Below are 19,760 nucleotides of genomic sequence, written 5' to 3'. Positions count from 1 at the left end.
CATTGTCCCAGTACCGGGCCGGTGCCCGTCAGTGCCGCTGCTCACTGTCCAGGTGCGCCATCTGCGCGTGCGGGTAGCGCTCGCCGGCGGCCGCGCCGGCCGGGACCGCCTCCTCGATCGCCGCCAGGTCGGCGGCGTCCAGGGTGACCTCCAGCGCGCCCAGCGCCTCGGCCAGCCGCTCGCGGGTACGGGCGCCGATCAGCGGCACGATGTCCTCGCCCCGGGACAGCACCCAGGCGATGGCGGTCTGCGCCACGGTGACGCCCCGCTGCTCGGCGATCTTGCGCAGCGCCTCGACGAGCCCGAGGTTGTGCTCCAGGTTCTCGCCTTGGAAGCGGGGGCTCATGGCGCGGAAGTCGTTGCCCGCCAGCTGCCGGTCGCGGGTGAAGTGCCCGCTGATCAGGCCGCGGGACAGCACGCCGTACGCCGTGACGCCGATGCCCAGTTCGCGGGCGGTGGGCAGGATCTCGTCCTCGATGCCGCGGGAGATCAGCGAGTACTCGATCTGCAGGTCGCTGATCGGCGCCACGGCGGCCGCGCGGCGCAGCGTGGCGGCGCTGACCTCGGACAGGCCGATGTGGCGCACGTAGCCGGCCTCGACGAGCTCGGCGATGGCGCCGACGGTCTCCTCGATCGGGACGGTGGGGTCGACCCGGGCGATCCGGTAGACGTCGATGTGGTCGGTGCCGAGGCGCTGCAGCGAGTACGAGGCGAAGTTCTTCACGGCGGCCGGGCGCCCGTCGTAGCCCAGCCAGGTGCCACCGGGGTCGCGCAGAGCGCCGAACTTGACGCTGACCAGGGCGTTGTCGCGGCGGGCGCCGGCGGAGCGCAGGGCCTCGCCGACGAGCATCTCGTTGTGGCCCATGGCGTAGAAGTCGCCGGTGTCGATCAGGGTGATGCCCGCGTCGAGGGCGGCGTGGACGGTGGCGACGGCCTCGCCGCGGTCCGTCTCGCCGTAGAGGGCGGACATGCCCATGGCGCCGAGGCCGAGGGCGGAGACGGTGGGGCCGGTGGAACCGAGGGTGCGGTTCTGCAAGGGGGGCTCCTTGGTGGGGAGGGGGAGGTCGGGCGGGGACGCTGACAACAGTGACACATGCGCTGACAGATTTCAATATCTGTCAGCGCGTGTTCCATCCGTCGCATTCCCGCGGGACCGATCTGCGGGACCGATCCGCAGGGCCGGCCCGCGGGTCCCGGTCCCCGCCCCGCGGCCCCTCAGGCCACTTCGCGCGGCAGCCGCAGGCTGGCCAGCGCCGTCACCGCCACCGCCGCGAGCTGTACGAGCAGCACCACGACCAGCGCCTGCCGGGTCCCGTGCGAGGGGACGAGGGAGAGGAAGAGGGTGCCGAGGGTGGCCACGCCCAGGGCCAGCGCCGACTGCTGGGTGGTGACCATGACGCCGCTGCCGACACCGGCCCGCTCGCCCGGTACGTCCGCGAGCACCAGCCGGAACAGCACGGGCAGTTGCAGCCCCTGGCCGAGGCCGGCGACCGCGACACCCGGCAGCAGGGCCCACGCCGTCATCCCGGGCTGCCAGCTGCGGGCCACGGTCAGCGCCAGCACGGCGACGCCGACACCCTGCAGCACGCCGCCCGCGGTGACCACGCGCCCGCCGTACCGGCCCACCAGGCGCGGCCCGGCCAGCGAGGCCAGGAAGAACGCCACGGCCATCGGCACCAGCGTGGCGCCCGCCTCCACCGGCCCGTACCGCAGGCCCTGCTGCAGCGCGACCGCGATCACGAACATGAAGCCGCCGAAGCCGATGGAGAACGGCACCAGCAGCGGCAGCGCCCGCCGCATCCCGGCGAGCGCGAAGAGGCTCGGCGGCACGAGCGGGATCCGCCCGGCCCGGTCGGCCCGCCGCTCGACCAGGAAGAACGCCAGGGCCGCGAACGGGAAGACGGTCAGCGACACCCACGTCCACACCGGCCAGCCGGCCGCCCGGCCCTCGGTCAGCGGAGCCAGCAGGGTCACCAGGGACACCGCCAGCAGCAGGGTGCCGGGGCGGTCGACCGGAGCGGGCCGGTCGGAACGGGTCTCCGGCACCGAACGCACCGCGAGCAGCAGACCGGCCGCCGCGACCGGCACGTTGACCAGGAACACCGCGCGCCAGCCGGTGCCCGCGATGTCCGCGGCGACCAGGATGCCGCCCAGGATCTGGCCCGCCACCATGGACAGGCCCGCGGTCGCGCCGTACAGGCTGAGCGCCTTGGCCCTGCGGTGGCCGGAGGTCGCGGAGTGGATGGTGGCCAGCACCTGGGGCAGCATCAGCGCGGCCGCCGCGCCCTGTGCGACGCGGGCGCCCACCAGCACCCACGCGTTCGGGGCCAGGCCGCAGGCGAGCGAGGTCAGGCCGAAGGCCGCCATGCCGGCGAGGAAGAGCCGGCGGCGGCCGAAGGAGTCGCCGAGCCGGCCGCCGAGCACCAGCAGCACGGCGTACGCCACGCCGTAGCCGGCCACGACCAGCTCCAGGACGGCGGCACCGGCGTGCAGGTCGGTCTCGATGGCGGGCAGCGCGACGTTGACGATGAAGAAGTCGATGAGCGGGAGCGCCGCACCCAGCAGCACGGTGAACAGGCCCAGCGGGCCGAGTGCCGGTGCGGCGTGGCCGGGCGGCGCCTCGGCGGCCGGTGGCGTGGTTCTCGCGGCCGGCGCCGGGCCGGTGGCGCCGACCCGGATGACCCGGGGCCGCACCTGGGCGCGGGAACCGAGGCCGGCGGAGAGGGGGGCTTCGTTGTGATCGGTCACGTATGCCACGATGACCTTGTTCCCAGGGGGGTACCAGAGACCGTTTATCCGGGTATCGCGACCACCTGGAAATGGCCTGGGGAGTCAGGCACCCTGGAGGTATGACGTCTCCCAGCGCCGCCGCGCGGAGCGAGCTCGCTTCCTTCCTCCGCAGCCGCCGTGAACGGATCTCCCCGGAGCAGGTCGGCCTCCCGCCCGGCCGCCGACGGCGCACCCCCGGGCTGCGCCGTGAGGAGGTGGCGCAGCTGGCCGCGGTCGGGGTCACCTGGTACACGTGGCTCGAACAGGCCCGCGAGATCCAGATCTCCGCGCAGGTCGCCGACTCCATCGCCCGGGCCCTGATGCTGGACCCGAACGAGCGCACCCACCTCTTCCTGCTCGCCGGGGTCCCGGACCCCAATCCGCGTGCCCAGTGCCCGGGGATGTCGGACCAGATCCGGGAGATGCTGGCGAAGCTGGAGCCGCTGCCGGCCGCGGTCCTCAACAGCCGCACCGACGTCATCGCCCACAACCGCACCTACGGTCGGCTCGTCGACGACCTCGACCGGCTCCCCTTCGAGGACCGCAACATCATGTGGCTGGCCTTCACCGACCCCGCCTGGCGCGAGGGCCTGCCCGACTGGCACGAGACCAGCCGGCAGCTGGTCGCCAAGTACCGTGCGGCGATGGCCGAGCACCTCGCGGAGCCCGCGTGGAAGTCCCTGGTCAAGCGGCTGGAGCAGGCCTCCCCTGAGTTCTGCGAGCTGTGGGAGCGGCACGAGGTGCAGGAACCGGAGAACCGCACCAAGCGCTTCCTCAACCCCCGGGTCGGCCTGCTGACCTTCCACTTCACGCACCTGTGGCTCGGCCCCGGCCAGGGCCCGCGGCTGGTCACCTACTCCCCGGCGGACGCCGCGACCCGCGAACGTCTGGACAGGCTCTACGAGATGGCCGTGTCCGCGCCGAGCGCTATGCCGATGCCGGTGTGAGCAGCCGCTGCCGTGCCTCCATGAGGGCGAAGCCCAGCAGGTTCAGGCCGCGCCACCGCGCGGGGTCGCCTGCGCCGTCCTCGTCGGCCGCCAGGCCGATGCCCCATATGCGGTCCACCGGGCTGGCCTCGACCAGCACGCGCGAGCCGGTGCCCAGCAGGTAGTCGCGCAGCGCCGGGTCCTGGCCGAACTTGGCGAGGTTGCCCTCGACGACCAGTTCCTCGCGGTGCCGTTCCCAGGTCGCGTCGTCGAAGCCACGCACCTGGCGTCCGAGCTTCTTCGCGGCGTGCGGGTGCGGGGCGGCGAGGATGCGGGCGAGGGTCTGCTCGTCCCCGAAGAGGCGGGCCTTGCCGGCCATCATCCAGTGCTCCGCCGTGGCGTAGCCGACACCGTCGACGGTGAACTCCGAGGGCCACCACTGGCTCAGGCAGCCCGCTCCCACGCCGCCGTCGCGCTGCGGCCGGTGGCCCCAGAAGAACAGGTACCTGGCCCGGACGCCGCGCGCGGTCAGCTCCGCCAGCGCCGCGCGGGAACGGGCGTCTCGGGGCTCGGTGATCTGCGTCGTCATGTGTGTGACGCTACCGCCGGGCACCGACAACGGCCCCCGGTTTTCCCCGCCCACCCCCGCCCACCCCCGCCCACCCCCCGGCGTCGCCACCGCGGATGCCGGATGCCGGATGCCGGACGCCGGACGCCGGCGCCGCAGTACCGTGGAGGCCTGCCCCGCAACGCAGGCTCCGCGACCGGTTCAGGGGAGGCCCGCATGGCAGATCGACTCGACGTGGCGGCGCTGGCCCCCGGCGACCGGGCGGACGCGATCCGTGCGTTCTCGTGGTCCGTCAACGGACGCATAGGGGTGGACCTTCCGGCGGACCCGGATCGCCTGCGGGCCGATGTCACCACCAACGCGGTGGGGCCGGTGAAGGTCTCCGAGATCCGCTGGAACGTGGCCGGCCTCCGCCGTGCCGCCGCCCCGGTGGACGAGGACCTGGTGCCGCACGTGCTCGTGCACCTCCAGACGGCGGGGGTCTCCCGCTTCCTGCAGGGGGGCAGGCAGGAGGTGGTGCGGGCGGGGGAGTTCGTGGTGCTGGAGAACGCGAAGCCCTACGAGGTCCTCTTCGACGGCGCGATGCACTCGGTCCTCGTACGCGTCCCCACGGACGTCCTGGGGCTGCGGCCGTCCCTGCTCGAACAGGTCACCGCCGTGCGACTCGGTGCGGAACGCCCGGTCGTGGCTGCCGCGGCGGCGTTCTTCACCCGGCTGGCCCGTGACCGGGCCGCTGCCGGCGAGGCCGAGACCGCCCTGTTCGCGGAGCCCTGCGTCGGCCTGGTCAGGGGCGTGGTTGGCATCCTCATGGGCCGTGACGACCTGACCGGGGCACCGGTGAACAGCACGCTCCTCCGGCAGGTCCAGGAGTACGTCCGCCTCCACCTGGCGGAACCCGATCTGACGGCCGCACGCATCGCCGCCGAGCACCACGTCTCCGTACGGCAGCTCTACCTGACCCTGTCCCGGGCGGGCATCTCCCTCGGCGAGTGGATGCGCACACAGCGCCTCGAGGAGTGCGGGAGGGAACTGGCGTCGCCGGCGCATCAGTTCATGACGATCGAGGCGATCGCCCACCGGTGGGGGTTCGCCAGCGCGCCCCACTTCAGCCGCGTGTTCAAGACGGCGTACGGCGTGAGCCCGAGCGAGTGGCGGTCGCGGCACGCGCCGGGGAGCGCGGACCCCCACCGGCGGTAGTGCCGCGCCGCGGGGCCGCCCACGGCCCCGGGCCTCAGCCCTGCGCGGGCCCCAGCAGCTTGGTCACCACCCGGTCCAGTGCCGCGAGTTCCTCCGGGTCCAGTTCCACCAGGCCGGGCGGGGGAGTGCCCAGGATGCGGTCGGCCTCCCCCGCGGCCGCGGCGCCCGCCGGGGTGACGCTGAGGAGCTTGCGGCGCCGGTCCCGAGGGTGCGGCGTGCGTTCCACCAGACCCCGCCGGGCGAGGTCGTCGACGACGAGCGTGACGTAGGGGCGGTCGGTCATGAGGTCGGCGGCGAGGTCCCCGGGGGTTACGGGGGCCGCCGCGATCCGGCGCAGCGCCTTGACCCGGAAGAAGCTCATCCCGAGGGCGTCGGCGACCTCGCGGCGGCGCTCGTTGCGTTCCAGGACGAGGGTGCGCAGGCCCCGCCACACCCGGGTGGCCGTGGCCTCGTCCGGTCGGGCACCGTCCGGCCGGGCACCGTCCACCGGGCGGGACCCGGTCACCGGGCAGCCACCGGCTCGCGGGCGGCGTCCGCGCTGAGCCGCTCGGCGGCGCGCTCGGCGGTGCCCGCGGCCCAGCGGCCCGAGGTCAGCCAGCCGAGCGCCAGGATCGCCACACCGCAGCCGGTGATGATCCACCAGGCCGTGAGGTCGAGCCCGGCGGCGAGCGCGGCGCCCATGACCGCCACGCCCAGGGACTGGCCGACCTGCCGGCTCGTCGAGGCGACCGCGGCCGCGACGCCCGCCTGGGTGCGCGGCATGCCGGAGACGGCGGTGTTGGTGATGGGCGCGTTGACGAAGCCGAAGCCGATGCCGAACAGGACGTACGCCGTGAACAGCTTCGCGTCCGAGGCGGTCGCGTCCAGCGCGGCGAACATCACGCCGCTCGCCGTGGTGGCCACGCCCGCCAGCAGCAGCGGCAGCCGCGGGCCGCGACTGCCGACGATGCGCCCGGACAGCGGGGCGCAGACCAGGGCCATGGCCGCCATCGGCAGCAGGTGCAGACCGGCGTCCAGGGCGGACAGCCCGCGCACGTCCTGGAGGTACAGGGTGTTGAGGAACAGGAAGCCGGCGAGGGCGGCGAAGGCGCTGACCGCTATCACCGTCGCCCCGCTGAAGGGGGCGCTGCGGAAGAAGCGCGGGTCGATCAGCGGTTCCCTGCGCCGTCGCTCGTAGAGGACCAGGCCCATCGCGGAGCACAGGGCGAGCACGAGGCAGCCGACGATGACCGGGGAGCCCCAGCCCGCCGCGGGCGCCTCGATGATGGCGTACGTCAGCGAGCCGAGCAGCGCGACGACCAGCAACTGGCCGACCGGGTCGATGCGGCGCGGCCGGGGCGCCCGGGACTCGGGCACGTACAGCGCGGTCAGCACCAGGGCCAGCACGCCGATGGGCAGGTTGATCCAGAACACCGAGCGCCAGCCGACCGTCTCCACGAGCGCGCCGCCGATGATCGGCCCGGCGGCCATGCTGATGCCGACGACGCCGCCCCACGCCCCGATCGCCCGCGCGCGTTCGCGCGGGTCCGTGAAGACGTTGGTGATGATCGACATGGCGACGGGGTTGAGCATCGAACCGCCGACCGCCTGCAGCATGCGGAAGACCACCAGCCACTCCAGGCTGGGGGCGATGCTGCACAGCGCGGAGGCCACGGTGAAGATCACCAGGCCGGTGCGGAAGATCCGGCGCCGGCCGATCCGGTCGGCGGTGGAGCCGGAGAGCATGAGCAGCGAGGCCAGCACGAGCGTGTAGGCGTCGATGGTCCACTGCAGTCCGGAGATGGACGTGTGGAGGTCCCGCCGCATGGCGGGCAGTGCGACATTGAGGATGGTGTTGTCGAGGCTGACGATCAGCAGGCTCATGCAGCAGATCGCCAGCACCAGCAGACGTCGGCCCCGGCTCAGCTCGGGCATCGGCTGTTCGGTCTCCCTTGATCCGGATTGGTTGTACGTGTGTAACCATTTCACGCTACACCCAGTGTCCCCCCGGCGATACGCGAGAATGGTCCGCATGACTGCTGACGCCACCGCTCCCGCACTCCGCATCGGCCCGCACACCGTGTGGCCGCCGGTGGTGCTGGCGCCGATGGCCGGGATCACCAACGCGCCGTTCCGCACGCTGTGCCGCGGGTTCTCCGGCGGCAAGGGGCTCTTCGTCTCGGAGATGATCACGACCCGGGCCCTCGTCGAGCGCAACGACAAGACCATGCAGCTGATCCACTTCGACGACGGCGAGAAGCCGCGCTCGATCCAGTTGTACGGGGTCGACCCGGTCACCGTCGGCAAGGCGGTCCGGATGATCGTCGACGAGGACCTCGCCGACCACATCGACCTCAACTTCGGCTGCCCGGTCCCCAAGGTGACCCGCAAGGGCGGCGGCTCGGCCCTGCCCTACAAGCGCAACCTGCTCCGCTCGATCCTGCGCGAGGCGGTCGGCAACGCGGGCGACCTGCCGGTCACGATCAAGATGCGCAAGGGCATCGACGACGACCACACCACCTACCTGGACGCCGGCCGGATCGCCGTCGAGGAGGGCGTGACCGCCGTCGCGCTGCACGGCAGGACCGCCGCCCAGCACTACGGCGGCACGGCCGACTGGGAGGCGATCGCCCGCCTCAAGGAGCACGTCCCGGAGATCCCGGTGCTGGGCAACGGGGACGTCTGGAGCGCCGCGGACGCGGTCCGGATGATGCGGGAGACCGGCTGCGACGGCGTCGTCGTCGGCCGCGGCTGCCTCGGCCGTCCCTGGCTCTTCGGCGACCTCGTGGCCGCCTTCGAGGGCGGCGGCGCCCCGGCCGCCCCGACGCTGCGCGAGGTCGCCGGCGTCATGCGGCGCCACGCCGGGCTGCTGGGGGAGTGGCTGGGCGACGAGGAGCGCGGCGTCATCGACTTCCGCAAGCACGTCGCCTGGTACACCAAGGGCTTCTCGGTCGGCTCGGAGATGCGCCGCAAGCTGGCGATGACCTCCTCCCTCGCCGAGCTCGACGCCCACCTCGCCGACCTCGACCTGGACCAGGAATGGCCGGATGGCGCCGAGGGGCCGCGCGGCCGGACGGCGGGGAGCAAGCGCGTGGTGCTCCCGGACGGCTGGCTGGCGGACCCGTACGACTGCTCGGTGGTCGTCGGTGCCGACGCCGAGCTGGACACTTCGGGCGGCTGAGGACGTTCCGCCGGTCCGGGCCGGGGTCCGGGCCGGGTCCGGACCGTGGGACGCAGGGCGTACGGGGCGAGTGATTCTCGCCACGTCTGATAGGGGTGTCGCTCAGATGAGCGGGTGGAGTGTCACCACACCTCTCCAATGACTGGCACTGGGTGCCATCGTTGTCGTGGACACATGGTCAAGCCATCCCTCACGTGGAGTGACCGGTTCCGAGTGTGCCGATCACGTGGCGAGAGCATGTGTTCGACGGTTGAACGCACCCCCCGGTCACCCGGAGGGGCGCCATGACTTTCGATCTCTCGGCGGATGGGTGGTTACGACCGTGTGACCTGGTGATTGACGTACTGCAGCGCCTTCGAGATGGGTACGCTCCCCGCCGTCAGGGCATCCCGGCCGCGAGGAGCGAGTCCCGTGTCGGAAGAACAAGTAATCCAGAAGTTCGTCTACGACTTCACTGAGGGCAACAAGGACCTCAAGGACCTGCTCGGCGGCAAGGGCGCGAACCTCGCCGAGATGACCAACCTCGGTCTGCCCGTCCCCCCGGGCTTCACCATCACCACCGAGGCGTGCAAGGTCTACCTGGAGTCGGGCGCAGAACCCGCGGCGCTGCGCGACGAGGTGAGTGCGCACCTCGACGCGCTGGAGCAGCGGATGGGCAAGAGGCTCGGGCAGGCGGACGACCCGCTGCTGGTCTCCGTCCGCTCCGGGGCGAAGTTCAGCATGCCGGGCATGATGGACACGGTCCTCAACATCGGCCTCTCCGACGCCTCCGTCGTGGGCCTGGCCGCGCAGGCCGGCAACGAGCGCTTCGCCTGGGACTCCTACCGGCGCCTCATCCAGATGTTCGGCAAGACCGTGCTGGGCGTCGACGGCGAGCTCTTCGAGGACGCCCTGGAGGACGCCAAACGCGCCAAGGGCACCCACGACGACCTCGACCTGGACGCCGCCGACCTGCGGGCCCTGGTCGACCAGTTCAAGGCCGTCGTCGCCAAGGAGACCGGGCGGGACTTCCCGCAGGACCCGCGCGAGCAGATGGACCTGGCCGTCCGCGCCGTCTTCGACTCGTGGAACGGCGAGCGCGCCAAGCTCTACCGCCGCCAGGAGCGCATCCCCGGCGACCTCGGCACGGCCGTCAACGTCTGCTCCATGGTCTTCGGCAACCTCGGCTCCGACTCCGGCACCGGCGTCGCCTTCACCCGCGACCCCGCCACCGGCCACCAGGGCGTGTACGGCGACTACCTGTGCAACGCGCAGGGCGAGGACGTCGTGGCGGGCATCCGCAACACCGTGCCGCTCGCCGAACTGGAGCAGCTGGACAAGACGTCCTACGACCGGCTGATGCAGATCATGGAGACCCTCGAGACGCACTACAAGGACCTGTGCGACATCGAGTTCACCATCGAGCGCGGCAAGCTGTGGATGCTGCAGACCCGCGTCGGCAAGCGCACCGCGGCCGCGGCCTTCCGCATCGCCACCCAGCTGGTCGACCAGGGCCTGATCGACGAGGCCGAGGCGCTGCAGCGGGTCAACGGCGCGCAGCTGGCGCAGCTGATGTTCCCGCGCTTCGACGAGAAGGCCAAGGCCGAGCGGATCGGCTGGGGCATCGCCGCCTCTCCGGGCGCCGCGGTCGGCAAGGCCGTCTTCGACTCGTACACCGCCGTGAAGTGGTCGCGCTCCGGCGAGCAGGTCATCCTCATCCGCCGCGAGACCAACCCCGACGACCTCAACGGCATGATCGCCGCCGAGGGCATCCTCACCTCCCGGGGCGGCAAGACCTCGCACGCCGCCGTCGTCGCCCGCGGCATGGGCAAGACCTGCGTGTGCGGCGCGGAGGAGCTCGAGGTCGACACCAAGCGCCGCCGGATGACGGCGCCGGGCGGGGTCGTCATCGAGGAGGGGGACGTCATCTCCATCGACGGCTCCTCGGGCAAGGTCTACCTCGGCAAGGTGCCGGTCGTGCCGTCCCCGGTCGTGGAGTACTTCGAGGGCCGCATGCACGCCGGCGCCGACGACGCCGACGAGCTGGTGCGGGCCGTGCACCGGATCATGGCGTACGCGGACCGGGTCCGCCGGCTGCGGGTGCGCGCCAACGCCGACAACGCCGAGGACGCCTCGCGCGCCCGGCGCTTCGGCGCCCAGGGCATCGGTCTGTGCCGCACCGAGCACATGTTCCTCGGCGAGCGCCGCGAGCTGGTGGAGCGGCTGATCCTCGCCGACACCGAATCCGAGCGCGACAAGGCGCTCTCCGCGCTGCTGCCGCTGCAGAGGTCCGACTTCGTCGAGCTGTTCGAGGCGATGGACGGGCTGCCGGTCACCGTGCGCCTGCTGGACCCGCCGCTGCACGAGTTCCTGCCCGACATCACCGAACTGTCGGTGCGCGTGGCCCTCGCCGAGGCGCGCAAGGACGCCAACGAGAACGACCTGCGGCTGCTGCAGGCCGTCCACAAGCTCCACGAGCAGAACCCGATGCTGGGTCTGCGCGGCGTGCGCCTCGGGCTGGTCGTCCCCGGGCTGTTCGCCATGCAGGTGCGGGCCATCGCCGAGGCCGCCGCCGAACGCAGGAACGCCAAGGGCGACCCGCGGGCCGAGATCATGATCCCGCTGGTGGGCACCGTCCAGGAGCTGGAGATCGTCCGCGAGGAGGCCGGGACCGTCATCGCCGAGGTCGAGGCCGCCACGGGCACCGAACTCGGCCTCACCCTGGGCACGATGATCGAGCTGCCCCGCGCCGCCCTGACCGCCGCCCAGATCGCCGAGGCCGCCGAGTTCTTCTCCTTCGGCACCAACGACCTGACGCAGACGGTCTGGGGCTTCAGCCGCGACGACGTCGAGGCGAGCTTCTTCACCGCCTACCTGGAGAAGGGCATCTTCGGCGTCTCCCCGTTCGAGACCATCGACAAGGACGGCGTCGGCTCCCTCGTACGCTCCGCCGCCGAGGCCGGCCGCGCCACCCGGCCCGGCCTCAAGCTCGGCGTGTGCGGCGAGCACGGCGGCGACCCCGAGTCCGTCCACTTCTTCCACGAGGTGGGCCTGGACTACGTCTCCTGCTCCCCGTTCCGCATCCCCGTCGCCCGCCTGGAGGCGGGCCGGGCCGCGGCGCAGGGCAGGCGCGGCGACAGCCGGTAACCCCGGCCCGGAAGACCATCTCCCACCCTCACCGGGGGCGGCACCTTTGTGCGAAGGTGCCGCCCCCGCTTCCGTTCCGACCGGTCACGACCGGAACGGGCCGCGGACCTCGTAGGTGATGCCGCCGGACGAACTGCCGCTCGTGCCGCGCTGGGAGGAGAAGTACAGCCGGGTGCCGTCTGGGGAGAAGGCGGGGCCGGTGACCTCGGAGGCGGACTGGCCGCTGACCCGCAGGAACGGCGAGACGACGTCGGCCGGGGTGATCAGGCAGATCTCCATGGAGCCGCCGTCCTCGGCGACGTAGAGGTCGCCGGAGGAGCTGCCGGTGATGTTGTCCACGCCGGTCAGCGGGGCGGTGCCGGAGACCAGGGAGTCGTCGTACGCCAGCGCGTAGGTGCCGGCGGCCAGGTCGAGCCGCCAGACGCGGTTGTCGCCCTTGGTGGTGAACCAGACGGCGTCGTCGGCGTAGTGGCAGCCCTCGCCGCCGTTGAAGCGCTTCGCGCCGGAGACCTGGCTGCGGGTGGCGGTCGGGGAGCCGTCGGGGTCGGGCACGTTCGCCCAGCCGAAGGAGCCCGAGGCGGCGCTGCCGGCCACCAGCACCTGCAGGGTCCCGGCCGACAGGTCGCCCCAGGTGGCCGGGACGAAGCGGTAGAAGCAGCCGTTGGTCTCGTCCTCGGTCAGGTACACCACCCTGCGCACGGGGTCGGCGGCGGCCGCCTCGTGCTTGAACCGGCCCATGGCGTCGCGGCGGACGGCCGCCTGCACGCCGCGGGGGTCGGTCTCGTAGACGTAACCGAGGCTGACCTCCTCGCAGGACAGCCAGCTGTTCCACGGCGTGCGGCCGCCGGCGCAGTTCTGCCGGGTGCCGGACAGGACGCGGTAGGCGCCCGTGACGTTGCCGGAGGAGTTGAAACGGACCGCGCTCGCACCGCCGTTCGGGTTGACCTCCGAGTTGGACACGTAGATCCAGCCGGTGCCGTCGGCGAAGCACGCGCCGCCGTCGGGCGCGCTGTGCCAGGTGTACGAGGTGCCCGCCACGGTCTGGCCGGAGCGGGCGACGACACGACTGGTGAAACCGGCGGGCAGGGCGATGCCGTTGGCGTCGGGCGCCTGCAGCGCGCCGTAGGGGCCGGTGCCGGGCTGGGCGGGCGCGGCGTAGACGGCGCCGCGCATGAGGGTGCCGCCGAAGGCGGCCGCCGAGCTGCCGACCACCGCTCCGCGCAGGAAGGTTCGACGTTCCACGATCACTCCAGGGACGACGGGTGGCCCGCCCGGACCCATCGCCGCGGGCGGGTCGCGCACCGGAAGGCTAGGGTGCGCCCCCTGACGGCGGTGCCAACGCAGCGTGAACCCTCCGCCACGGTCTGTCGGATTCACCGTCCTGGCAGAGGCACGCGGACGCCCGGCTCACTCCGCCGCGGGCAGCCCGTAGCGGACACCGGTGAGCTGTTCGGAGGCCGCCCACAGCAGCTCGCCGGCCCGGTCGTCGCGGGTCCGCGGGGCGCGCCAGGACGGGGCGGGGGAGCCGCGCCATCCCTGGAAGCGGGGGCCGGTGAAGGAGTCGGGGCGTACGCCGGGGGCCGTGGCGGCGTACAGCAGCGGGAGCGCGCCGGCGGCGGCGGACTGGGCGACGACCCGGTTCCCGAGTTCCACCACGCGCTCGACGGTCCGGCGGTTCTCCATGCGGGCGGCGCGGGTCTGCAACGCCGTGCGCGCGTAACCCGGGTGCGCCGCCGCGGCGACGGTGCCCGCGCCGGCGGCGGCCAGCCGCCGGGACAACTCGTGGACGAAGAGCAGGTTGGCGCTCTTGGAACGGGCGTACGCGATCCAACGGCGGTAGCGGCGCTCGCTGTTGAGGTCGCCGGGGTCGATGGTGGCGACCACGTGGACGACGCTGGAGACGGCGACGACCCGGGCGCCCGGGGCGGCCAGCAGGCGCGGCAGCAGCAGCCCGGTGAGGGCGAAGTGGCCGAGGTGGTTCACGCCCATCTGGGTCTCGAAGCCGTCGGCGGTGGTGCCGTACGGCAGGGCCATCACACCGGCGTTGTTGACCAGCAGGTCGAGGCCGACGCCGTCGTACCCGGCGGCGAAGGCGCGCACCGAGGACAGGTCCCCCAGGTCGAGGTGGCGGTACCCGGCGCGGGCGCCCCGCACCTCCGCCTTCAGCCGTTCGACGACCTCCTTGCCGCGCCTCTCGCTGCGGCAGGCGAGCAGCACCCGCGCTCCCCTGCGGGCGAGTTCGCGGGCGGTGCAGTAGCCGATGCCGCTGTTCGCGCCGGTGACGACGGCCGTGCGGCCGCTCTGGTCCGGGATGTCGTTCGCGGTCCACACCATGCGCGCCAGCGTAGGGCCGCCGCGCCGCCCTTCACACGGGTGCGCGACGGCCCTTCGGCGTCAGGAGTGCGGGGGACGGTCCTCGCCGGTGCTGCCCGAGCCGAACTCGTCGCCCAGCTTGTCCTGAGCGGTGTCGACCTGGCGCTGGTACTTCCCGCCGGTCTTGTCGTCCAGCATGTCGCCGCCCTTGTCGATGCCCTTCTGGGCCTGGCTCTCGTGGCCCCTCAGCTTGGCCTTGATCTTGTCGAACATGGACATCGCTGTCCTCCTCGCCGTCAGTGGCACTGCTTTCAGCATCACCGCCCCGACGAAGATCCGCATCCGGAACCCGCGGGGTCGGAAATCCGCAGGTCAGAGGGCCCGTGCCCACCGCGACCGCGGTCGCCGGCTCGTATGGCGGCCGCCCGCCGGACGGTGTACGCGCATCCCGGGGCACCCCGCGCGGCGGCGTTCCCCTGGCACCCGCCTCGCGGCCGCCACGGGTCCGTGACGTGACCCGGCAACGACCTGTTCGGCGATCGGGATGGAGCAGGGCGCGCGAGGTGCGGCCGCGGGCGAGGGCGGCCGGCCGGCGGGTCAGGGGGCCGGGACGACCCGGCCGCCGATGTCGACGGTGCCGTCGGGGTGGGGGCGGGTCAGGATCTGGGAGGCGACGCCCTGGCGGACGTCCAGCGGGCGTCCCAGTTCGGCGGTGAGCACCAGCGCGGCGGCCCCCGTCGCCTCGTCCTCGACGATCCCGTCGCCGCGTCGCGGGAAGCCCCGTGCGCGGACCCGCCCGGCGGCCTCGTCCGCCCAGGCCCACGCGTAGAGCCAGCCCTCGCCCGGCGGCGGCGCGGGCAGCGCGTCCACCTCCGCGGGCGAGTCGAACCGCTGGGTGCGGCGCCCGGCCGCCCACTCCGCGCGGCCGCGCACCCAGGTGAAGTCCCCGTCCGCCCAGGCCCTCACCTCGCCGGCCGGCGGCCGGAGCACCTCCGCCCCGAGCAACCACGCCGTGCCCACCGTCGGATGACCCGCGAAGGGCAGCCGCCCGCTCGGCGTCCAGATGTCGACGACGCCGCGTGCGGCGTCGTCGACGAAGACGGTCTCGCTGTGACCGAGCTCCGCGGCCAGCCGCTGCCGCGCCTGCGCCCCGGGCACGGACGCGCCGTCCCGCACCACTGCGAGCAGGTTCCCGCCCCGTCCGTCGGGACCCGTGAACACCCGCAGCACCTCGATGTCGGCCATGGGCCGATTCAAGCAGGTGCCGCGCCCCTCACCGCATCCGCACGGGGAAGGCCGGGACCGAGACCGCCTCGTCGTCGAGGCAGCGGCCGCTCTCGAGGTCGAAGCGCTGCTTGAGCAGCGGCGAGGCGACGAAGGCCCGGCCCTCGGCGGTCGAGCCGAGCAGGCCGCGGGACAGGACGTAGGCGCCGGTGAAGGGGTCGCGGTTGTCGATGGCGTACGCCCGCCCGTGCCGGTCGGTGAAGAGGGCCGCCTGCCGGCCGTCGGGGAGGAGCGCGGCGACGCCGCGGCCGGGGGTGAGGGCGTCGTGCCCGCAGACGGCGAACCAGTCGGCGGTGCCGGGCAGGAGGACTTCGACGTTCATGCGGTGGTGGTCCCTTCGAGGGTGCGGACGGGGAGCACGGGGCCGGCCAGCAGGCCGAGGTCGGGCCTGACCTGGTCCCGCTCGGGGACGAAGCGGACGGAGGGGTCGGGCACGCCGGGCGCGTTGACGAAGGAGACGAAGCGCCGCAGCCGCTCCGGGTCGTCCAGCGTCTGCGCCCACTCGTCGCGGTAGTTGGCGACGTGGTCGGCCATCTGGCGTTCCAGCTCCGCGCAGATGCCGAGCGAGTCGTGGACGACGACGTCCCGTACGTGGCCGAGCCCGCCATCGATCCGCTCCAGCCAGGCGGAGGTGCGCTCCAGGCGGTCGGCGGTGCGGATGTAGAACATCAGGAAGCGGTCGACCAGCCGGACGAGTCCGGCGTCGTCCAGGTCCTGGGCGAGCAGGTCCGCGTGGCGCGGGGTGGCACCGCCGTTGCCGCCGACGTAGAGGTTCCAGCCGCCCACCGTGGCGATGACGCCGAAGTCCTTGCTCCGCGCCTCCGCGCACTCGCGCTGGCAGCCGGAGACGGCCGACTTGAGCTTGTGCGGGGAGCGCAGGCCCCGGTAGCGCAGCTCCAGGTCGATGGCCATGCGGACGCTGTCCTGCACGCCGTAGCGGCACCAGGTCTGCCCGACGCAGGACTTCACGGTGCGCAGCGCCTTGCCGTAGGCGTGCCCGGACTCGAAGCCGGCGTCCACCAGCCGGGTCCAGATCGCCGGGAGCTGGTCGACCCGGGCGCCGAACAGGTCGATCCGCTGCCCCCCGGTGATCTTGGTGTAGAGGCCGAAGTCGCGGGCCACCTCGCCGATCACGATCAGCTTCTGCGGGGTGATCTCGCCGCCCGGGATGCGCGGCACGATCGAGTACGAGCCGTTGCGCTGCAGGTTGGCCAGGAAGTGGTCGTTGGTGTCCTGCAGCGCGGCCTGCTCGCCGTCCAGGACGTAGCCGGAGGCGCCGATCGTCGGGGCGAGCGAGGCGATGATCGAGCCGACGGCCGGCTTGCAGACCTCGCAGCCCTCGCCGCCGCGGGCGCCCTCGCGGCCGTGCCGGTCGAGCAGCTCGCGGAAACCGGTGATCCGCAGCGCCCGCACGATCTCGTAGAGCTCCTGGCGGGTGTGGGCGAAGCAGCCGCACAGCCCCTTGTCGACCTCGACGCCCGAGGCCTCCAGTTCGGCCGTGACCAGCTGGCCCAGCACCTTCACGCAACTGCCGCAGCCGGTCCCGGCCCTGGTGCACTTCTTCACCTCGGGGACGGTGGCGCAGCCGTGCTCGGTGACCGCGCCGCGGATCGTGCCCTTGGTGACGTTGTGGCAGGAGCAGATGACCGCCCCGTCGGGCAGTGCGGACGGGCCCAGCGCCACGGGGGCGCCCGCGCCCGCCGGGAGCACCAGTTGCTCGGCGGGTACCGGGGGCACCGAGCCGGTGAGCGGGCGCAGCATGCCGTACTGCTCGGCGTCGCCGACCAGGATGCCGCCCAGCAGCACACCGTCCGGCGAGACGACCAGCTTCTTGTAGACCCCGGAGCGGGAGTCGGAGTAGACCACGTCGAGGCAGCCCGCGGTCGCGCCGTGCGCGTCGCCGAAGGAGGCCACGTCCACGCCGAGCAGCTTCAGCTTGGTGGAGGTGTCGGCGCCGGTGAAGGAGCCCTCCTCGCCGGCGACGGCCTTCGCCGCGGTCTCCGCCATGTCGTAGCCCGGCGCGACCAGGCCGTACACCCGGCCGTCCGAGGCGAGGGCGCACTCGCCGATCGCGTAGACGTGCGGGTCCTCGGTGCGGCAGGTCGCGTCGACGACGATGCCGCCGCGCTCGCCGACCGGCAGCCCGCACTCCCGGGCGAGCTGGTCGCGCGGCCGTACGCCGGCCGAGAAGACCACCAGGTCGGCGTCGAGCGACGAGCCGTCCGACAGCGCCATGCCCCGGACCGAGCCGTCGCCCGCCGTGAGGATCTCCTGCGTGCCCACCCCCGTGTGGACGGTCACGCCCATGTCCTCGACGGTGCGCCGCAGCGCCTCGCCGCCGCCCTCGTCGACCTGCACCGGCATCAGCCGGGGCGCGAACTCCACGACGTGCGTGTCCAGTCCGAGGCCCTTGAGGGCGCCCGCCGCCTCCAGCCCGAGGAGCCCGCCGCCGACCACCGCGCCGGTGCGGGAGGTCATCGCGTACTCCTCGATGGCCAGCAGGTCCTCGATGGTGCGGTAGACGAAGCAGCCGCCCGCGTCCTTGCCGGGGACCGGCGGCACGAAGGGGTAGGAGCCGGTGGCGAGCACCAGGGTGTCGTAGCCGACGGTGCGGCCGGAGCGGGAGGTGACGGTCCGGGCCTCCCGGTCGACGGCCACCGCCGGGTCGCCCAGGTGCAGTTCGATGCCGTGCTCCGCCATGAAGCCGGCCTCCACCAGGGAGAGCGCCTCCGGGCCGGTGCCGGCGAAGTACGAGCTGAGGTGGACGCGGTCGTACGCCGGGCGGGGCTCCTCGCAGAGCACCACCACCCGGGCGCGGGAGGTCAGGCCCCGGTCGGCCAGCGCCTCCAGGAACCGCTGTCCGACCATCCCGTGGCCGACGAGCACAATGGTGGGCGTGGTCATGTCAGGACCCTCCGTTGTCGGTGAGCAGGTGGAGCGGGGGAGCGGGCAGTGCCTCGTCGCCCTCCCAGGTGCGGGCGAGGGCGCCCACGGTGCTGAGGTCGCCGAGGAGGATGCCGCCGACGAGGCGGTCACCGCGCAGGACGACCTTCCGGTACGCGCCGCGCGTGGCGTCGGCGAGCCGGAGCACGTCGTCGCCCGGTGCGGGGGTGGTCTCGCCGAAGGAGGCGATGTCCAGGGCCGCCGGGCCGTTGAGGGTGAGCCGGGTCAGCGAACGGGTGCCGCCGTACCGGGGTGCGGGGCCGGCCGTCAGGACGTCCGCCAGCGCGTCCGCCTGCTCGGTTGCCGGGCCCGCGAGGCCGTAGACGACGCCGTCGTGCTGGGCGCAGTCGCCGACGGCGTGCACCGACGGGTCCGAGGTGCGCAGCGCGTCGTCCACCACCACCCCCTGGGCGACCGCCAGCCCCGCCGCCCGGGCCAGCCCGACCCGCGGCCGGACGCCGCAGGCCAGTACGACCAGGTCGGTGCCGAGGCGGTAGCCGTCGGCGAGTTCGACCGCGGTGACGACGCCGGGCGCCGCCCGCCGCGAAGGCTGCGCGCCGCCGTCCGCGTCACGGGTCAGCAGACCGCGCACCCGGCACTGGGTGTGCACCTCGACGCCCAGCCCCTCCAAATGCACGCGCAGCAACTCCGAGGCGGCGCGGTCGAGATGGCGTTCCATCAGGTGCTCGCCCTGGGTGGCGACCACCACCTGCGCCCCGCGCGCCGCCAGCGCCCGCGCCGCCGACACCCCGAGCAGCCCGCCGCCGACGACCACCGCCCGCACCCCGGGGTGAGCCGCAGCGGACAGCGCCAGGCAGTCGTCCATCGTCCGGAAGGCGTGCACCCCCTCCGGGAAGGAGCCGCCGTCCTGCGCGAACAGCCCGCGCAGCGGCGGCAGTACGGGGTTGGAGCCGGTCGCCAGCACCAGCCGGTCGTACCGGAGCACCCCGCCGTCGTCGCAGACCACGGCCCGCTCGGCACGGTCGATCCGCACCACCCGGACCCCCCGGCGCTGCACCGCGCCGGGCACCCCGGGCAGCGCGACCGCCTCCGGCGCGTACCGGCCCGCCAGCACCTCCGCGAGCAGCACCCGGTTGTACGGGGCGTGCCGCTCCTCGCCGACCACCGTCACGTCCGCGCCGGAGGGCGCCAGACGCTGCGCGAGGCGCGCCCCCGCCATTCCGCCGCCGACCACCACCATCCTCATGGCACGAGCCTGCGGTGCCGCTGTTACCCGGCCGCATCCCCGTCGTTTCCCCCGGGGAACGGTGCCCTCAGCGCTGGCCCGGACCTGCTGTGAGCCCGAAGCGGCATCCGACTACGATCCCGGGCCGGACCTCGGGGATCACCGAGCGCCGGGCACCAGGCGACGGTCCGGCGCAGTACGACGAGGAACGGCTCGTCGTCCGATCGGCACGCACACCGATGTGTGGGCCACGGCTCGGGGGCCCGCTGCCGCAACAGGCGCCACACC

16 protein-coding genes are annotated in these 19,760 nt (G+C 73.5%); 4 read left to right on the top strand and 12 right to left on the bottom strand.

Going from position 1 to position 19,760, the window contains the following annotated elements:
* Positions 1-28: 28 nt before the first annotated feature.
* Positions 29-1,036 carry an aldo/keto reductase gene (locus ABZ479_RS12490; protein WP_500461562.1) on the bottom strand — a complete coding sequence of 336 codons (1,008 nt, stop codon included), beginning with the start codon at positions 1,034-1,036 and terminating at the stop codon, positions 29-31.
* A 179-nt stretch (positions 1,037-1,215) separates the two neighbouring features.
* The gene (locus ABZ479_RS12485) at positions 1,216-2,694 is read right to left on the bottom strand and encodes an MFS transporter (protein ID WP_500461688.1); all 1,479 of its coding nucleotides are present in this window, start codon (positions 2,692-2,694) and stop codon (positions 1,216-1,218) included.
* A 155-nt stretch (positions 2,695-2,849) separates the two neighbouring features.
* Between ABZ479_RS12485 and ABZ479_RS12480 the strand changes: the two genes are divergently transcribed.
* Complete coding sequence (locus tag ABZ479_RS12480) at positions 2,850-3,716, top strand: helix-turn-helix transcriptional regulator (protein WP_500461561.1); 867 nt, start codon at positions 2,850-2,852, stop codon at positions 3,714-3,716.
* Here ABZ479_RS12480 and ybiA read toward each other — a convergent pair.
* On the bottom strand, positions 3,697-4,284 hold the full coding sequence (gene ybiA, locus ABZ479_RS12475; protein ID WP_500461560.1) for a riboflavin biosynthesis intermediates N-glycosidase: 588 nt from the start codon (positions 4,282-4,284) through the stop codon (positions 3,697-3,699). The genes ABZ479_RS12480 and ybiA overlap by 20 nt on opposite strands.
* Positions 4,285-4,479: 195 nt before the next feature.
* On the opposite strand from ybiA, the gene ABZ479_RS12470 reads away from it, so the two are divergent.
* Positions 4,480-5,460, top strand: a complete 981-nt coding sequence (locus tag ABZ479_RS12470) for a helix-turn-helix domain-containing protein (RefSeq protein WP_500461559.1) — start codon at positions 4,480-4,482, stop codon at positions 5,458-5,460.
* Between the two features lie 34 nt (positions 5,461-5,494).
* Here the strand turns inward: ABZ479_RS12470 and ABZ479_RS12465 are convergent, their stop codons facing one another.
* Both ABZ479_RS12465 and ABZ479_RS12460 read right to left on the bottom strand, forming a co-directional pair.
* Positions 5,495-5,965 (bottom strand): MarR family winged helix-turn-helix transcriptional regulator, encoded by a 471-nt coding sequence (locus tag ABZ479_RS12465; RefSeq protein ID WP_500461558.1) that lies wholly within the window; start codon positions 5,963-5,965, stop codon positions 5,495-5,497.
* The gene (locus tag ABZ479_RS12460) at positions 5,962-7,374 is read right to left on the bottom strand and encodes an MFS transporter (protein ID WP_500461557.1); all 1,413 of its coding nucleotides are present in this window, start codon (positions 7,372-7,374) and stop codon (positions 5,962-5,964) included. The genes ABZ479_RS12465 and ABZ479_RS12460 overlap by 4 nt, the downstream gene beginning before the upstream one ends.
* A gap of 97 nt (positions 7,375-7,471) precedes the next feature.
* On the opposite strand from ABZ479_RS12460, the gene dusB reads away from it, so the two are divergent.
* Together dusB and ppdK are read left to right on the top strand one after the other, a co-directional pair.
* Positions 7,472-8,620: a tRNA dihydrouridine synthase DusB gene (dusB, locus tag ABZ479_RS12455; RefSeq protein WP_500461556.1), complete on the top strand. Its 1,149-nt coding sequence runs from the start codon at positions 7,472-7,474 to the stop codon at positions 8,618-8,620.
* 429 nt (positions 8,621-9,049) lie between these two features.
* On the top strand, positions 9,050-11,746 hold the full coding sequence (ppdK, locus tag ABZ479_RS12450) for a pyruvate, phosphate dikinase (protein WP_499599342.1): 2,697 nt from the start codon (positions 9,050-9,052) through the stop codon (positions 11,744-11,746).
* Positions 11,747-11,830: 84 nt separating this feature from the next.
* Here ppdK and ABZ479_RS12445 read toward each other — a convergent pair whose 3' ends face one another.
* The 7 genes from ABZ479_RS12445 to ABZ479_RS12415 form a co-directional block, all read right to left on the bottom strand.
* Positions 11,831-12,988, bottom strand: coding sequence for an alkaline phosphatase PhoX (locus tag ABZ479_RS12445; RefSeq protein WP_500461555.1), 1,158 nt, complete (start codon positions 12,986-12,988; stop codon positions 11,831-11,833).
* 165 nt (positions 12,989-13,153) lie between these two features.
* Positions 13,154-14,080, bottom strand: a complete 927-nt coding sequence (locus ABZ479_RS12440) for an oxidoreductase (RefSeq protein WP_500461554.1) — start codon at positions 14,078-14,080, stop codon at positions 13,154-13,156.
* A 60-nt stretch (positions 14,081-14,140) separates the two neighbouring features.
* Positions 14,141-14,338 (bottom strand): antitoxin, encoded by a 198-nt coding sequence (locus ABZ479_RS12435; RefSeq protein ID WP_500461553.1) that lies wholly within the window; start codon positions 14,336-14,338, stop codon positions 14,141-14,143.
* Between the two features lie 318 nt (positions 14,339-14,656).
* Positions 14,657-15,304, bottom strand: a complete 648-nt coding sequence (locus tag ABZ479_RS12430) for a PhzF family phenazine biosynthesis protein (RefSeq protein WP_500461552.1) — start codon at positions 15,302-15,304, stop codon at positions 14,657-14,659.
* 28 nt (positions 15,305-15,332) lie between these two features.
* Positions 15,333-15,665 carry a nitrite reductase small subunit NirD gene (nirD, locus tag ABZ479_RS12425; RefSeq protein ID WP_499598811.1) on the bottom strand — a complete coding sequence of 111 codons (333 nt, stop codon included), beginning with the start codon at positions 15,663-15,665 and terminating at the stop codon, positions 15,333-15,335.
* Positions 15,662-18,247, bottom strand: a complete 2,586-nt coding sequence (nirB, locus tag ABZ479_RS12420; protein ID WP_500461551.1) for a nitrite reductase large subunit NirB — start codon at positions 18,245-18,247, stop codon at positions 15,662-15,664. The genes nirD and nirB overlap by 4 nt, the downstream gene beginning before the upstream one ends.
* 1 nt (position 18,248) lies before the next feature.
* Positions 18,249-19,493: an NAD(P)/FAD-dependent oxidoreductase gene (locus ABZ479_RS12415; protein WP_500461550.1), complete on the bottom strand. Its 1,245-nt coding sequence runs from the start codon at positions 19,491-19,493 to the stop codon at positions 18,249-18,251.
* Positions 19,494-19,760 lie beyond the last annotated feature (267 nt).

The sequence above is a fragment of the Streptomyces sp. NPDC005722 genome (genome assembly GCF_040630935.1).
Classification (GTDB): domain Bacteria; phylum Actinomycetota; class Actinomycetes; order Streptomycetales; family Streptomycetaceae; genus Actinacidiphila.
The sequence above is the reverse complement of the archived record's forward strand: the minus strand, read 5'-3'. Positions and strand labels throughout refer to the sequence as shown.

Bases quoted from the DNA above. Each gene is read 5' to 3' on its own strand.
- nirB (WP_500461551.1), bottom strand. From the start codon at position 18,247: ATGACCACGCCCACCATTGTGCTCGTCGGCCACGGGATGGTCGGACAG.
- ABZ479_RS12480 (WP_500461561.1), top strand. From the start codon at position 2,850: ATGACGTCTCCCAGCGCCGCCGCGCGGAGCGAGCTCGCTTCCTTCCTC.
- ABZ479_RS12470 (WP_500461559.1), top strand. From the start codon at position 4,480: ATGGCAGATCGACTCGACGTGGCGGCGCTGGCCCCCGGCGACCGGGCG.
- dusB (WP_500461556.1), top strand. From the start codon at position 7,472: ATGACTGCTGACGCCACCGCTCCCGCACTCCGCATCGGCCCGCACACC.
- nirD (WP_499598811.1), bottom strand. From the start codon at position 15,665: ATGAACGTCGAAGTCCTCCTGCCCGGCACCGCCGACTGGTTCGCCGTC.
- ABZ479_RS12460 (WP_500461557.1), bottom strand. From the start codon at position 7,374: ATGCCCGAGCTGAGCCGGGGCCGACGTCTGCTGGTGCTGGCGATCTGC.
- ABZ479_RS12440 (WP_500461554.1), bottom strand. From the start codon at position 14,080: ATGGTGTGGACCGCGAACGACATCCCGGACCAGAGCGGCCGCACGGCC.
- ABZ479_RS12415 (WP_500461550.1), bottom strand. From the start codon at position 19,493: ATGAGGATGGTGGTGGTCGGCGGCGGAATGGCGGGGGCGCGCCTCGCG.
- ABZ479_RS12435 (WP_500461553.1), bottom strand. From the start codon at position 14,338: ATGTCCATGTTCGACAAGATCAAGGCCAAGCTGAGGGGCCACGAGAGC.
- ybiA (WP_500461560.1), bottom strand. From the start codon at position 4,284: ATGACGACGCAGATCACCGAGCCCCGAGACGCCCGTTCCCGCGCGGCG.
- ABZ479_RS12430 (WP_500461552.1), bottom strand. From the start codon at position 15,304: ATGGCCGACATCGAGGTGCTGCGGGTGTTCACGGGTCCCGACGGACGG.